The organism is Pseudonocardia sp. ICBG1293 (assembly GCF_020131355.1).
In the GTDB taxonomy this organism is placed as follows: Bacteria; Actinomycetota; Actinomycetes; order Mycobacteriales; family Pseudonocardiaceae; genus Pseudonocardia.
In genome coordinates this window covers 79,097-93,575 of sequence record NZ_JAHLEL010000020.1, presented here as the reverse complement: position 1 = coordinate 93,575, position 14,479 = coordinate 79,097, and the positions used below count along the sequence as shown (strand labels likewise).

The following is a 14,479-nucleotide window of genomic DNA, read 5'->3' as shown; positions in this document are numbered from 1 at the left end:
CACGGACGTGGAGCCCGAACGAGGGAAGCCGTGTGAAACCGACCGTCGACGTCGCGAGTGGGACCTCCGTGCTGGACAGGCGCCTGGTCTCGCTCGACGACGCCACCCGGGACCTGGCCAGGACCCCGGACTTCGGTAAGACGACGAAGATCCGCAGGGTCCTGGAGCAGCTCCGCCGTGTCCTGCTGCAGGACGGAGGGCCCGCCGCCGTGCAGGCCCGCGCCCGCGAACTGGAGGACGCCGGCGTGTTCGCCGGCACCGACTGGGCACAGCCGGACATCCTGGTCCCGGCCTTCGTCGGGGCCGGGCTGCACAGCGGCGTCGCCGACACCGTGGTGATGGAGGCGACCAGCGAGCTGCGGATGCTCGCGGTCGCCCTGGGGGAGTACGAGCACCCGGGGATCTCGGCCGAGGACGCCCGGCAGTTCCTGTCCCAGGTGCTGGCGATGAACCTCGAGCTGCTGTTCACCCCGCCGACCGAGGCGGAGCGGGTCCACGAGGGCCGGACGGCCCAGATGATCCGCGACCTGTTCCGCCACATCGCCGAGGGCATCGGCTACGACAGCGTCCTGGACAAGCTGGTGGACGAGATCTGGCGGATCCTGCGCCAGCGGCCGATCCAGGTCGACCAGGTGTCGTCACTGATCACCCGGCTGTCGGTGTGGCGCGGGGACCCGAGCGTCGACCTGTCCTCCGGTCAGGGGCTCGACCGGCTGATCACCGCCCTGTTCGGGACCACCGAGGCGAGCCGCGAGGACCCGGGCATCGACGTGTTCCGGTCCCGGCTGGAGGCGATGGACACCGGCGGTCTGCAGTACGAGGCCGCCGGGTTCGCCCGGGCCATGCACGACACCGGGCTGGTGTCGCCGTACCACGCGGAGCTGCTGCAGTTCCTGCGGCACGAGAGCGACTACCTGCTCGCCGAGGCGCTCGGGCTGTCCGACACCGGCAAGAACTGCCTGCTGCGCTTCCGTGACCTGGTCCACCGTCTGATCGAGGAGGCGGTCACCCCGCACACCGCGCAGTGCATCTACGGCCTGTCGCTGCTGCTCGACCGCGGCATCCTCTACGAGCCGCCGGTGGTGCCCGGTCTGTGGCGCCAGATCGCGCTCGAGATCGGTCCGGCGGCCCGGCAGCGCCTGGTCGCGGCGTTCGGCGAGCAGCCCGAGCCCGAGGTCCGGCTGCTGGCCGGTGTGCTGTCGATGCTGGGCCAGCCGCTCGGCGTGGGGCAGGGCGACAACCCCACCTGCCAGTCGGCGCGCGCCCTGTCGATGTGGGCCTACAACGACCCGGACTACCTGCTGCAGATGGTCGTCTGGGCCGCCCGCGACGACGAGATCGTCATGCACTTCGAGGGGCAGCGGATCTCCTCGACCGAGAGCGGGGCCGGGGTCGCGGAGAAGCTGCCGATCGACCTCGACCCGGTGTCGTTGGTCGTCGTGCCGCACCTGGACCGGATCTACGCCGAGATGGGCCGCCGCTGCGCGGACCGCCCCGGGGACCCGCACCGCTGGGTCAACCCGGAGTTCCACGGCTGGTGGGCGGCCCGCGGGTTCCACATCAACGTCGACGTCGAGACGGGCAACCTCACCGACCTCGACGCGTTCCTGCGCCAGTTCCACGCCGGCTACCACCCCGGCTACAACGGCGGGCCGCCGCTCATCCACCCGCAGCCCGCGGGCATCGCGGTCACCGACAGCGCCGCCCGCTACGTCGGCTGGCACGCCATCGCCGTCCTGCGGGTCGCACCGGACCCGAACGACGTGATGCGGGTGTACTTCTACAACCCGAACAACGACAGCGGGCAGGACTGGGGCGACGGCGTGGTCGTCTCGACGGCGGGCAACGGGGAACGGTTCGGCGAGGCGTCGCTGCCGTTCGACCAGTTCGCGTCGAGGCTCTACATCTTCCACGGCGACCCGCTGGAGCACGGCGAGCCCGAGCGGGTGCCCGCCGAGGACATCGCCACGATCGTCGGCTACATCGAGCGCAGCTGGGGTGCCGACCGGCTCCCCGCCGGGGCGCTCCAGGCGTCCGACGGTCCGGCGGGCCCGACCGCCTGACCCCGGCCGTGGGGGAGGAGGACCGCCCGGCCCCGGCACCGCCCGCGATCGGGGCCGCCGGGGCCGTGCCGACGGTGCTCGGCGCCGCCGGGGCGGTGCTGCTGACGGGCGGCGCCTGGGCGGTGGTGCTCCGGCCCGGGTCGCCGGTCGCGCTCGGCGTCGCGGTGACCGGGATGGGGCTGGTCGTCGTGGCCTGGCTGCAACTGGTGCGCACACCGGTGGCCCCGGCACGGGCGGTACGGGTGCTGCTCGCCTGGGGCGCCCCGCTGCTCGTCGCGCCGCCGCTGTTCTCCCGTGACGTGTACAGCTACCTGGCCCAGGGGATGGTCGCGCTCGGCGGGGCCGACCCGCACCGCGTCGGGCCCGCGGCCGGGCTGCCCGCCGGATCACCGGTCCTCGCACGGGTCGACGGCTACTGGCGGGAGACACCGTCGCCGTACGGGCCGGTGACCGACCTGTGGCAGAGGGCGGTCGCCGCCGTCGCCGGGGACGGGGTGGTCGCCGGGGTGGCGGCGTACCGGTTGCTCGCCGTCGTCGCGGTGGCGGGGATGGCGTGGGCCGTGGTGCGCCTGGCCCGCGCGCACGGGGTCCCGCCCGGGACGGCGCTGGTCAGGGGGGGGTCGCGAACCCGCTGGTGCTCTGGCACCTCCTCGGCGGCATGCACAACGACGGGCCGATGCTCGCGCTGGTGCTCGTGGGGCTCGCCACCGCGCAGCGCGGGTCGCGGGCGGCGCTCGTCGCCGGCACCGCGCTCGTCGCGCTGGGGGCGCTGGTGAAGGCCCCCGCGGCGGCCGGTCTGGTGGTCCTGGCGGTCGCCGCGGCCCGGTCCGCGCCCGGCCGTGCCCACCGGTGGGCGGCGGTCGCGGCGGTCGCGGGGGTGTCCGTGGCGGTCGCGCTCGCGGTGTCGGCCGTCGACGCCGGCGGGGGGAGCTGGCTCGGGGCGGTCTCCGCGCCCGGGCAGCTGTTCAGCTGGATGGCGCCGTCCAACTGGGCCGCGGCGCTCGCGGGCCTGCTCGGCGCCGACCCGGCCGCGGCGCTGGGGGCGGCGCTCGCCGCCGGGACGGTGCTCGCCGCGGTGCTCGTCGCCGGGGTGCTCGTGGCACAGGCCCGGGGCCGGACCGGTGCGACGGCGGCGCTCGGCCTGGTGCTCGGTGCCGTTGTCGTGCTCGGGCCGGTGCTGCACCCGTGGTACCTGCTGTGGGCGCTGACCCCGCTGGCCTGCGTGCCGCTCCCGCCGCGGGCGCGGACGGTGCTGACCGGGGTCGTCGCGGTGTTCGCGGTGCTGCTGCCACCGCTCGCCGGGGACTTCTCCGGCCGGCCGGCGCTGCTCGTCGCCGCCTACGCAGGGGCGCTGCTCGTCGTCGCGGTGGTGGTGGCGGTGCTCGCGCGGACCCGGGCGCGGGCCGGTGCAGCGACCGGATCATGCTGACCCCGTGGTGAAGGCACTCGCGCTGCGGATCGCGGCGGTCGTCGTGGGCGGGGTCCTGCTGCACCTGGCGTTCCCGCCCCGGACCGTGTGGTGGACCGCGATCGTGGCGTTCGCGCTGCTCTGGTGGGCGCTGTCCGGGGTCCGGGTGCGTCGGGCCGCATGGCTGGGGGCGGTGTTCGGGTTCGCCTTCTACCTGGCGCACCTGACGTGGATCCAGGAGTTCCTCGGCCGCGACTACGGCCCGTTCCCGTGGGTGGGGCTGTCGCTGGTGATGGCGGGGTTCCCGGCGCTGGGTGGGGCGCTCGTGGCCCTGGCCGCCCGGCTGCCCGCCGCGCCGGTGTGGGGTGCGCTCGCGTTCACCGCGCAGGAATGGGTGCAGAGCCGGTTCCCGCTCAACGGCTTCCCCTGGGGCCGGGTCGCGTTCGGGCAGGTCGAGGGGCCGTTCCTGCCGCTGGCCGCGATCGGCGGGGCCCCGCTGGTGTCGGTCGCGGTGGTCGCGGCCGGGTTCTGCGTGGCGGCGTTCCTGCAGCGTCCCCGCCGGGTCGTCGGCCTCGTCCCGGTCGCGGCGATCGTGCTCGTGCTGCTCGCGGTGCCCACCCCGCCCGTCGACGCGCAGGACGGCACCCGCACCGTCGCGGTCGTGCAGGGCAACGCCCCCGACATCGGGCTCGGCCTGTTCACCGCCGGTAGGACCCTGCGCGCGAACAGCCTCGCCGAGACCTCCGTGTTGATCGACCGGGTCCGGTCCGGCGCGGTGCCGCGGCCCGACCTCGTCGTGTGGCCGGAGAGCTCGCTGTCCACCGACGGCGTCGACCCGGCGGTCGACCGGGTCGTCGACGCGCTCGGCGTGCCGTTCCTGATCGGCGCCGGCTACGAGGCGGGCGCGACCGACACCGAGAACGCGGTGGCCGTGTGGAACCCGGGCACCGGGGTGGGGGAGCGCTACGCCAAGCAGGAGCTCGTGCCGTTCGGCGAGCGCATCCCGCTGCGGTCGGTCACGCAGTACCTGACCCCGTTCGTCGCGCTGGCCGACTTCACCCCGGGTACGGCGCCCGGGGTCCTGCCCGTCGCGGGCACCCGGGTGGCGGCGGCGATCTGCTACGAGACCGCCTACGACCACGTGCTGCGGGACGGCGTCGCCGACGGCGGCTCCCTGCTGGTGATCCCGACCAACAACGCCTGGTACGGGCGCGGCGAGATGACCTGGCAGCACCTCGCGATGTCGCGGCTGCGGGCCGTCGAGCACGGCCGGGCGGCGGTCGTCGCGGCGCTGTCCGGGGCGAGCGCGGTGATCCGCCCCGACGGCTCCGTCGTCGCGCAGACCGGGCTCTACACCGCGGACACCCTGGTCGAGCAGGTGCCGCTGCGTACCGGCCTGACGTTCGCGACCCGCTGGGGTGCCTGGTCCGAGCACGGCCTCGCACTGGCCGGGCTGCTCGCGGCCGTGGCCGGGTACCTGCTGCGACGCCGGGCGCTCAGCCGGACGTCGACCGCCGCATGACCACCCGCCCGAACCCGCCGGACACCCCGGTGGTCGGCGCCGCGAGGGTGAACCCGCCGGCCTCGAACAGTGCGCGGGTGCCGACGTAGGCCATGGTCGGGTCGACCCGGGCGCCCCGGTTGTCGACCGGGTAGCCCTCGACCGCCGGTGCCCCCCGGGCCGCGGCGTAGGCGACGGCGCCGGCGAGCAGGGCGTGTGTGATGCCGCGTCCGCGGTACCCGGAGCGGACCCGGAAGCACCACACCGACCAGACCGGCAGGTCGTCGACGTGCGGGATCGTGCGGGACCGGGCGAACGGCAGGGTCGCGCGGGGCGCGACGGCGGCCCGGCCGACCGGTTCGCCGTCGTCGTGGGCGACGACGCCGGGTGCGACCGCGCGGGTCGTCAGCTCGCGGACGTACTCGCCCCGGGCCCGGCCGGTCAGGGAGCGGTTGGTGGCCGCGGGCACGCGGTGCGAGAGGCACCAGCAGACCGACGCGTCCGGGTCGCGCTTCGGGCCCAGCAGGGTCGCGAGGTCGTCGAACGAGTCGGCCGGACCGACGACGAGGGGCACCGTGCCACGCTGGTCCGGGAAGGCCTCGGCGAGCATCCGGTGTCCATGGGCCTCGAACGGCTCGTCGCCGACCTCCAGGGCCCAGGTCGCGGTGCCGACGGCCTCGGCGACCCATTCGCGGCGCCACGGGCCGGGCTCGCGCGGGTCGCCGCCGTAGCCGTCGTGGTGGGCGGCCTCCAGCGCCGGGTCCCACCGGAACTGGCGGGACGCCAGGCGGACGAGGTCGGTGAGCGGTGGGCGCAGTGCCGCCCGGCCCAGGTCGATCATCGCGACGGCCCCGTCGTGCGCCAGCCAGTTGCGCGGATGCCAGTCACCGTGGGTGGGGACGAGCCGGGCCGCCGGCACCGGCCAGCCGCTCACCTCCGCCCGCAGCCGCGCGAGGATCCCGGGTGCGATGCGGTGCGGACGCCCGAGCCTGGTCAGGACGGTGTCGCGCAACCGGGCGCCGTAGCCGTCGTCGACGACGGCGGGCCGGTCGTGCAGCAGCGCCAGCAGCTCCCCGGCCGCGCGGTAGGTCGACGGCTCGTGCTCGGCGGGTGTGTCCTGCACCAGGGTCCCGGGCAGGTAGCGGGTGACCAGGAGCTTCGTGTCGGCATCGGCCCGGCGGAGCTCCGGCGCACGACCGCGGGCGACGAGCAGGGCCAGCCACTCGCGGTGGGCGCGCAGCTCACGGGCGATGTGGGTGTCGGCGTCGTCGCCGGCCTTCACGACGAGGTCGGAGCCGTCGTGGCGGACCCGCAGCACGGTGGTCCCGACCAGGCCCCAGCCGAGGTCGGCCACGACCTCGTACCCGGGCAGCCAGGCCCCGAGCAACGAGGCCTGACGGGCGGACAGCGGCACGGCACGACGGTAGCGGCCCGGAACACGCCGATGGCGGCATCCCCAGTGGGGATGCCGCCATCGGACGGAGGAACAGTGCCCGGCCGCACGGCCGGGCGGGGGTGTCAGCGGGGGGACACCGAGGAGGCCTGCGGGCCCTTGGCGCCCTGGGTGACCTCGTAGGACACGGCCTGGTTCTCCTGGAGCTCCTTGAAGCCGGTGCCCTCGATCGCCGAGTAGTGGACGAAGACGTCCGCGCCGCCGTCCTCGGGGGCGATGAAGCCGAAGCCCTTCTCGGCGTTGAACCACTTCACGGTTCCGTTGGTCATGGTGACTCCTTGTCATGCAGCATTCGGACGGAACAACCACGTCGTGCGGCTGCCCGGGTCAGAGGAATTCCCAGACGGCAGCCAGCTTCAGCTACACCAAAGACAGCAAGTCCGCCCGCATCATCATTCTGCGAGCGCGCTTGAGACACGAAACTCAGAACTACGGTGACCGAGGGGAACGCTACCGCAGGGCGCGGTGTGGGCCAAACAGCCGCCCCGTCCGGCGGCACCGGACCGATCACTCCCGGGCCCCTGACCTGCTGATCATGAGGCTCATGGTGACCCTGGTCACTCACGGGTCGTCGCCCCGGCGCGACGGTGCCGGGGCGACGACGGCCGTCGCGTACTCAGACGTCGGAGGCGGATCGCTGGCGTACCGCGATGGGTGCGCCGGCGAGGTCCTCCTCGTTGCAGAGCAGTTTGAGCTCGTAGTACGCGGCCTCCGAGGCCTCGTTGTAGTCGAGGTGGATGGCGATCACGTCGACCGGCTCGCCCAGCCACGTCTGGGTCTCACGCAGCCATCCCGCGGCACGCTCCAGCGCTGTCGGGAGGTCGTTGTCGCGGAACTGGACCGGGCGGAACGGTACGTCCTGGATCCCGTCGAGCTGGTGCGCCGGGCGGGGGAGGCCACCGGCCAGTCCCGCGTCGTCGAGATCGAGCGCTACCGGGTTCTCACTCATCCCGCCAGGATCGCGCATCACCCCCCGTCGCCGCACCCCACCACGCCCGGTGGGTCGTCACGTCGCCGTGCCCGGCCGTGGCTCTCGGCGAGCCGACGGAGGTTCAGCAGCTGTCGCCGGGCCATGACGAGGTCGCCGACCGACAGCAGCGGGGCGAGCACGCGGGGACCGCCCATGGACACCTTGAGCAGCAGACGCGTCGAGTCCGGCCCCCGGGGCACGAGGACGTAGGACATGACCGCGCCCAGGACGGTGCCGGTGAGCTCGGTGCCCGGGCGCACCGCCAGGATCCGGCCGAGCCGCCGGCCGCCGGTCGCGGTGAAGGCCTCCCCGACCTGCGGGTCCGGCAGCCCGACCAGGACGGGCGGTGAACGGCGGCCGAGGTTGTCGACCCAGTCGTAGGAGTAGGGGGCGAGCCGGATCTGGGCGACCCACGGCCACACGGCCGTGGCCGGCGCGGTGACCGACACTCCCCGCCAGGCCTGCAGTGCGGGCTCGGGGACGAACTCGTCGCACGGGTAGCGGCGGAGCGTCTCGGCGTCGCTCACGCCCCATCGGTCGCCGATCACGGCCCGATCCTGCACCCGGCAGGGCGCCGCCGCCGGGCGGTCCGACGACGCCCGCGGCCGCCGGCGCGGGCGGTCCCGGTCCCCGGGGGCCCGCGGCCGGTCGGCACCGGGTGCGGCGCGTCCCCGGCCGCCCGGGCGTCGTCACGGGCCGGGTGCGTCGGCCCGGACCGCGTACCGCGCCGACGTCGTGCGGACCGCCTCGGCGACGACCAGGTCGACCCGGTCCGCGTCGACGCTCCAGTCGGGCAGCAGGAGGGCGGGCCAGAACAGGGCGTTGGAGATCATTCCGAGGAACTGCGTGGTCGCGAGCTCGTCGTCGTCGATCCGGGCGGTGCCGGCGTCGTGCGCGGCGGCGAGATGGCGGCGGACGGTCTCGAAGTAGGGCAGCTTGCCGAGCGAGAACTGCGCCCGCGCCAGCTCCGGGAACCGGGGGAGCTCGGCGATGACGATGCGGAACAGGTCCTGCATCTCCTGCCGGCCCAGCAGCGCCGCGTACCGGTGGCCCAGCGTGCGCAGGCCGGTGGTCAGGTCGCCGGTCGGGACGTCCGCGCCACCGTCCCCCTCGTCCCAGGTCGCCGTGATCATGGCTTCGAACAGCGTGGCCTTGGTCGGGAACTGCTTGAACAGCGTCGCCCGTGACACGCCCGCCTCGTCCGCGACCCTGGCGAGCGAGGTGCGGTCGTAGCCGGATGCGAGGAACAGCCGCGTGGCCGCCGCCACGATCAGGGCGCGCTTCTCCTCCGCCATGCGCCGGTGGTAGGTCGGCACGGAAGCATCCATCGGTCGATGGTACCGAGGTGAGTCACTTGACTCACCTCTTCGCCGCCCCTAGCCTCGATGGCGAGGTGAGTGGATCGACTCACCACTTGCTCGCGACAACGGGAGAGCCCAGATGTCTCGCTTCGACCGACAGACCGTCCTCGTCACCGGTGGCACCGGGGGGCAGGGCGCCGGCCACGTCCGCGCGTTCCACGCGGAGGGTGCGAACGTCGTCATCGGCACCACCCGCCGCGAACGGGGGGACCGGCTCGCCGGGGAGCTCGACGGCCGGCACTGTGTCGTGCAGCTCGACGTCACCGACGAGGCGTCGTGGACTGCGGCGGTCGCCGAGGCCGAGGACCGGTTCGGGCAGCTGACCGTCCTGGTCAACAACGCCGGCGTCCAGAACCCACCGGCCCCGATCGAGACGACCGGGACCTCCACCTGGCGGCACGTCCTCGACACCGACCTGACCGGGGCGTTCTTCGGGATCAGAGCGGTCACGCCGGCCCTGCGCCGCGCGGGTGGCGGGTCGATCGTCAACATCGGTTCCGTGATGGGGACGGGGGGTACGGCCCTCTACGCGCCCTACGTCGCGGCCAAGTGGGCGTTGCGCGGGCTGACCAGGACCGCGGCCCTCGAGCTCGGCCGCGACGGGATCCGGGTCAACGCCGTCCACCCGGGGGGCGTCGCCACCCCGTTCATCTCCGAGCCCGCGGCGGGAGCGGCGGCACCGATCGCCGACTTCTACTCGCCCGACCCGTTCGCGGTCCCGCGGCTGGGGGAACCGGCGGACATCTCCGCGCTGGTGCTCTTCCTGGCCTCCTCCGAGGCGTCCTTCGTGACGGGCTCGGAGTACGTGAGCGACGGTGGCCTGCTCCTCGGCCCCGCCCTGAGGTGAGGGCGGGCTCGTCCCGGCGCACCCGCCGGGGCCTTCCGGCACGCCGTCCGGCAGCTGACGGTGCGGGCGCTGCGGCGGTGCGGGCCAGGACGCGACGAAGGCCCAGGTCCGCCGGACCTGGGCCTTCACGATGTCGGGGTGACAGGATTTGAACCTGCGACCTCTTCGTCCCGAACGAAGCGCGCTACCAAGCTGCGCCACACCCCGATCGGCTCCCGGGTCTCCCCGTGAGCCGTGGAGAACTCTACCCGATGCCCTCCGACACCTGCGCGGGGGTTCCCGTGCGCGTATCGGGGCCGGTCGTGCGGGGTACGAGGGTCAGCAGCGACGCCTCGGGCGGGCACGCGAACCGCACCGGCGCGTACGGCGAGGTACCCAGCCCGGCGGACACGTGCAGCCGCATCCGGGTGCCCCAGCGGCTCGCCCCACGGGCCCGGGAGCGGTCGATCCCGCAGTTGGTGACGAGCGCGCCGTAGCCGGGCAGGCGCAGCTGGCCGCCGTGGGTGTGCCCGGCGAGCACGAGGTCGTAGCCGTCGGCGGCGAACCCGTCGAGCACCCGGGGCTCGGGGGAGTGCGTGAGGCCGATGCGCAGGTCGGCGTCGGCGTCGTGGCCGGCGATCCGCGGGTAGCGGTCCCGGTTCAGGCGCGGGTCGTCGACACCCGCGATCCGCACCGTCCGGCCGTCGACCTCGAGCACGTGCCGGGCGTGCGTGGCGTCGACCCAGCCGTGCTCGCGGAACGCGGCCCGCAGGTCGGTCCAGGGCAGGTCCTCCCCGTGCGCCCGCCTGGTGTCCCCGCGGCGCAGGTAGCGGGCCGGGTTCTTGGGGGTGGGGCCGTAGTAGTCGTTGCTGCCGAAGACGAACGCGCCCGGTCGCTCCAGCAGCCTCCCCAGCGCGCTCAACACCCCCGGGACGGCGTCGGGGTGCGCCAGGTTGTCCCCGGTGTCGACGACCAGGTGCGGGTCGAGCTCGTCCAGCGCGGCGATCCAGCGCATCTTGCTGCGCTGGCCGGGGGTGAGATGGAAGTCCGACAGGTGCAGGATCCGCAGTGGACGTGCTCCCCGGTCGAGGACGGGCAGCTCGACCCGGCGCAGCGTCCAGTGCCGGCGCTCGATCCCGGCCGCGTACCCGATCCCCGACGCTCCGATCAGGGCGGCTCCGGCGGCGGTACGAGCGAGGCTCCCGGCGATACTCACGCGATCCACACTACGACGCGGGACTATCGTGGCGAGCCGTGAGCACCCTCAAGGAGCAGCTGCGGGCCGACCTGACCACCGCGATGAAGGCCAGGGACGAGCTGGTCCGGACGACCCTGCGATCCGTCCTGACCTCGATCGGCAACGCCGAGGTGGCCGGTGACACCGCCCGGGAGCTCTCCGACGACGAGGTGCGCGCCGTCATCACCAAGGAGACCAAGCGGCGTGCCGAGTCCGCACAGGCCTTCGCCGACGGCGGCCGCCCCGAGTCCGCCGACCGCGAGCGGGCCGAGGGCGAGGTCCTCGCCCGGTACCTGCCCACCCAGCTCGACGACGACGAGGTGGCCGCCCTGGCCACGGCCGCCGTCGCCGAGGTGGAGGCCGAGTCCGGCGAGAGGCCCGGCATGCGGCAGATGGGCCAGGTCATGAAGAAGGCGAACGCCGCCGCGGCCGGCCGTGCCGAGGGCGGCCGGGTCGCCGCCGCGGTGAAGAAGGCCCTGGCCGCGGGCTGACCCGCGCCCACGCGACGGGCCCCGTCACCGGATCGCTCCGGTACGGGGCCCGTCGTGGCCGGCTCAGGTGGTGGGGGTCTTGCGGGTACGCGTCCCGGTCGACTTCGCCGCGGTGCCCGTCGTCTTCTTCGCCGCTGCCGTGCGGGTACCGGTCCTGGACGCGGTGCCCTTCGCCGCGGTGCCCTTGGCCGCGGTGCCCTTCGATGCGGTGCTCTTCGACGCCGCGGGCTTGCGCGTCGTCTTCTTCGCGGGGGCCTTGGCCCGCCGCTCGGCCAGCAGCTCGGAGGCCCGCTCGTCGGTGATCTCCTCGACGGAGTCGCCCTTGCGCAGGCTGGCGTTCGTCTCGCCGTCGGTGACGTAGGGGCCGAACCGGCCGTCCTTGATCACCATCTTCTTGCCGGTCGAGGCGTCCTCCCCCAGCTCGCGCAGTGGCGGCGCCGCGGCGGCACGGCCTCGCTGCTTGGGCTGCTTGTAGATCTCCAGGGCCTCGTCGAGGGTGACCGTGAAGAGCTGCTCCTCGCCCGAGAGCGACCGCGAGTCGGTGCCCTTCTTCAGGTAGGGGCCGTAGCGGCCGTTCTGCGCGGTGATCTCGTCACCGGAGTCCGGGTCGGTACCGACGATCCGGGGCAGCGACAGCAGTCGCAGCGCGTCCTCGAGGGTCACGGTGTCGACCGACATCGACTTGAACAGCGAGCCGGTGCGCGCCTTCGGCTTGGCGGGCTTCTTCTTGGCGCCCTCGGGCACCTCCGGCTCGGGGAGGAGCTCGGTGACGTAGGGGCCGAACCGCCCCTCCTTCGCCACGATCTCGTGCCCGGTCACCGGGTCGGTGCCCAGCTTGCGGCCCTCCTGCGGCACCGAGAACAGCTTCTCGGCGATCTCCTCGGACAGCTCGTCCGGGGCCAGGTCGTCGGGCAGGTTCGCCCGCTGGGACTCGCCGTCGACGATCCGCTCCAGGTACGGGCCGTAACGCCCGACCCGGACGACGACGTCGCGTCCCTCGGCGTCGGCGAACATCGGGATCGAGTTCACCGTGCGGGCGTCGATCTCCTCCAGGTTCGACCCGACCAGCTTCTTCAGCCCACCGGCCCGGGCGATCTCCGAGCCGCTGCTCGCGCCGTCGGTGCCGAAGTAGAACCCGGACAGCCAGTGCACCCGCGAGTCGTCGCCGGAGGCGATGGAGTCGAGGTCGTCCTCCATGGCGGCGGTGAAGTCGTAGTCGACGAGCTGGCCGAAGTGCTGCTCCATCAGCCCGACGACGGCGAACGCCACCCACGACGGGACGAGCGCGGAGCCCTTCTTCCAGACGTAGCCGCGGTCGAGGATGGTCTTGATCGTCGACGCGTACGTCGACGGCCGGCCGATCCCCATCTCCTCCATGGCCTTGACCAGAGCGGGCTCGGTGAAGCGCGACGGCGGGCTGGTCGAGTGCCCGTCGGGCACCAGCTCGGTGGCGGTCAGCGGCTGGCCCTCGGTCAGCTCGGGCAGGCGGGACTCGGCGTCGTCGGCCTGCTGGCCCGAGGCCTCGTCGTCGAGCGTCTCGACGTAGGCCTTGAGGAAGCCGGGGAAGGTGATCGTGCGGCCGGAGGAGGCGAACACGACCTTCTCGCCGGTCCCCGCGGTACCCGCGATCCGGACGCTCACGGTGGTCCCGCGGGCGTCGTTCATCTGCGAGGCGATGGTCCGCTGCCAGATCATCTCGTAGAGACGGAAGTCGTCCCCGTCGACCTCGCGGGCGATCGCACCCGGGGTCCGGAAGGTCTCGCCCGCGGGGCGGATGGCCTCGTGGGCCTCCTGGGCGTTCTTCACCTTGCGCGTGTACTGGCGCGGCGAGTCCGCGACGTAGGCGTCCCCGTACAGCTCACGGGCCTGGGAGCGGGCGGCCTCGATGGCCGTCGCCGACAGGGTCGTCGAGTCCGTACGCATGTAGGTGATGTAGCCGTTCTCGTACAGGCGCTGCGCGCTGCGCATCGTGCGCTCGGAGGAGAACCGCAGCTTGCGGCCCGCCTCCTGCTGCAGCGTCGAGGTCATGAACGGCGGGTACGGCTTGCGGGTGTAGGGCTTGGAGTCGACCGACGCGACCTCTATCGGACGGTCCTGTAGCCCCTCGGCGAGGCGTCGGGCCTGCGCCTCGTCCAGGGTGACGACCTCGGCGGAGCCCTTCTTCAGCTGCCCGAGCGAGTCGAAGTCACGGCCGGTGGCCACACGCTTGTCGTCGACCTGCAGCAGGCGGGCACCGAACGAGCGCGGCGTGGCCTTCTCCCCGGCGTCGAGGGTCGCGGCGATGTCCCAGTACTCCGCGGAGCGGAAGGCGATGCGGTCCCGCTCGCGCTGCACGATCAGCCGGGTCGCCACGGACTGGACGCGGCCCGCCGACAGCTTCGGCATGACCTTCTTCCACAGCACGGGGGAGACCTCGTAGCCGTAGAGGCGGTCCAGGATGCGGCGGGTCTCCTGCGCGTCGACGAGGTGCTGGTCGAGCTCGCGGGTGTTCTCCGCGGCCGCGCGGATGGCCGACTCGGTGATCTCGTGGAAGACCATCCGGCGGACCGGCACCGTCGGTCGCAGTGTCTCCAGCAGGTGCCAGGCGATGGCCTCGCCCTCGCGGTCGGGGTCCGTCGCGAGCAGGAGCTCGTCGACGGTCTTGAGCGCCTCGCGCAGCTCCGAGACGGTGCTGCGCTTCTCCGGCGTGACGACGTAGAGCGGGCTGAACTGGTTGTCGACGTCGACGCCGAGGCGCGCCCAGGACTCGCCCTTGTACTTGGCCGGGACGTCGGCGGCACCGCGCGGCAGGTCACGGATGTGCCCCACCGAGGACTCGACGACGTAGTCGTTGCCCAGGTACGGCTGGATCTTCTTCGCCTTGCTGGGGGACTCGACGATCACCAGGCGGCGCGTCGGGCGGCCGGTTGCGTTCGCCGTCGAGGTCGGCTTGCGCGTGCTGCCCCCCGACGTGCGTGCCGAACCCGTCGTTCCCGTTGTCGCTGCTGCCACGTGGTCCTACCTCATCTCCTCGGCCGCGTCGCGGTCCCCGCGACGTCGTCGCCGTGTCCCGACCCCGCACTGTGACATCGTGCGGTCCTCCGGGTGTGCCCGGGACGCTCCCGCTGAACGTCCTGTTCGGGGTCGACGATCGCACGATCTCACATCGTCGTCGCTCCGTGTCGTGGCT

Annotated in this window: 13 protein-coding genes and 1 tRNA gene; 6 read left to right on the top strand and 8 right to left on the bottom strand. The window is 73.7% G+C overall.

The window, feature by feature from the left end:
• The first annotated feature begins 32 nt into the window (after positions 1 to 32).
• The 4 genes from KPF47_RS11330 to lnt are packed head-to-tail and all read left to right on the top strand — an operon-like array spanning position 33 to position 4,993.
• On the top strand, positions 33 to 2,063 hold the full coding sequence (locus tag KPF47_RS11330) for a hypothetical protein (protein ID WP_224388771.1): 2,031 nt from the start codon (positions 33 to 35) through the stop codon (positions 2,061 to 2,063).
• A gap of 8 nt (positions 2,064 to 2,071) precedes the next feature.
• On the top strand, positions 2,072 to 2,839 hold the full coding sequence (gene mptB, locus KPF47_RS38605) for a polyprenol phosphomannose-dependent alpha 1,6 mannosyltransferase MptB (RefSeq protein ID WP_308015378.1): 768 nt from the start codon (positions 2,072 to 2,074) through the stop codon (positions 2,837 to 2,839).
• Positions 2,722 to 3,492 (top strand): polyprenol phosphomannose-dependent alpha 1,6 mannosyltransferase MptB, encoded by a 771-nt coding sequence (gene mptB, locus KPF47_RS38600; RefSeq protein WP_308015377.1) that lies wholly within the window; start codon positions 2,722 to 2,724, stop codon positions 3,490 to 3,492. The genes mptB (KPF47_RS38605) and mptB (KPF47_RS38600) overlap by 118 nt, the downstream gene beginning before the upstream one ends.
• Before the next feature lie 4 nt (positions 3,493 to 3,496).
• Positions 3,497 to 4,993: an apolipoprotein N-acyltransferase gene (gene lnt / locus KPF47_RS11320; protein ID WP_224388769.1), complete on the top strand. Its 1,497-nt coding sequence runs from the start codon at positions 3,497 to 3,499 to the stop codon at positions 4,991 to 4,993.
• Here the strand turns inward: lnt and KPF47_RS11315 are convergent.
• The 5 genes from KPF47_RS11315 to KPF47_RS11295 form a co-directional block, all read right to left on the bottom strand.
• Positions 4,968 to 6,386, bottom strand: coding sequence for a phosphotransferase family protein (locus KPF47_RS11315; RefSeq protein ID WP_224388767.1), 1,419 nt, complete (start codon positions 6,384 to 6,386; stop codon positions 4,968 to 4,970). The two genes, lnt and KPF47_RS11315, sit on opposite strands and share 26 nt — an antisense overlap.
• 104 nt (positions 6,387 to 6,490) lie before the next feature.
• Positions 6,491 to 6,694, bottom strand: coding sequence for a cold-shock protein (locus tag KPF47_RS11310; protein WP_178374807.1), 204 nt, complete (start codon positions 6,692 to 6,694; stop codon positions 6,491 to 6,493).
• A 347-nt stretch (positions 6,695 to 7,041) separates the two neighbouring features.
• Positions 7,042 to 7,374: a hypothetical protein gene (locus KPF47_RS11305; protein ID WP_224388765.1), complete on the bottom strand. Its 333-nt coding sequence runs from the start codon at positions 7,372 to 7,374 to the stop codon at positions 7,042 to 7,044.
• A gap of 17 nt (positions 7,375 to 7,391) precedes the next feature.
• Entirely contained in the window at positions 7,392 to 7,922 is a 531-nt protein-coding gene (locus KPF47_RS11300; protein ID WP_224388763.1) for a polyketide cyclase, read from the bottom strand.
• Positions 7,923 to 8,084: 162 nt separating this feature from the next.
• The gene (locus KPF47_RS11295; protein WP_224388761.1) at positions 8,085 to 8,723 is read right to left on the bottom strand and encodes a TetR/AcrR family transcriptional regulator; all 639 of its coding nucleotides are present in this window, start codon (positions 8,721 to 8,723) and stop codon (positions 8,085 to 8,087) included.
• 112 nt (positions 8,724 to 8,835) lie between these two features.
• Between KPF47_RS11295 and KPF47_RS11290 the strand changes: the two genes are divergently transcribed.
• Positions 8,836 to 9,603: an SDR family NAD(P)-dependent oxidoreductase gene (locus KPF47_RS11290; RefSeq protein ID WP_224388759.1), complete on the top strand. Its 768-nt coding sequence runs from the start codon at positions 8,836 to 8,838 to the stop codon at positions 9,601 to 9,603.
• A gap of 133 nt (positions 9,604 to 9,736) precedes the next feature.
• Here the strand turns inward: KPF47_RS11290 and KPF47_RS11285 are convergent.
• Positions 9,737 to 9,810: transfer RNA gene (locus tag KPF47_RS11285), tRNA-Pro, on the bottom strand.
• 37 nt (positions 9,811 to 9,847) lie between these two features.
• On the bottom strand, positions 9,848 to 10,798 hold the full coding sequence (locus KPF47_RS11280; RefSeq protein WP_224388757.1) for a metallophosphoesterase: 951 nt from the start codon (positions 10,796 to 10,798) through the stop codon (positions 9,848 to 9,850).
• Between the two features lie 38 nt (positions 10,799 to 10,836).
• On the opposite strand from KPF47_RS11280, the gene KPF47_RS11275 reads away from it, so the two are divergent.
• Positions 10,837 to 11,310: a GatB/YqeY domain-containing protein gene (locus tag KPF47_RS11275; protein WP_224388755.1), complete on the top strand. Its 474-nt coding sequence runs from the start codon at positions 10,837 to 10,839 to the stop codon at positions 11,308 to 11,310.
• Positions 11,311 to 11,373: 63 nt separating this feature from the next.
• Here the strand turns inward: KPF47_RS11275 and topA are convergent, their stop codons facing one another.
• Positions 11,374 to 14,193: a type I DNA topoisomerase gene (gene topA / locus KPF47_RS11270; RefSeq protein ID WP_224388753.1), complete on the bottom strand. Its 2,820-nt coding sequence runs from the start codon at positions 14,191 to 14,193 to the stop codon at positions 11,374 to 11,376.
• Positions 14,194 to 14,479: the final 286 nt, after the last annotated feature.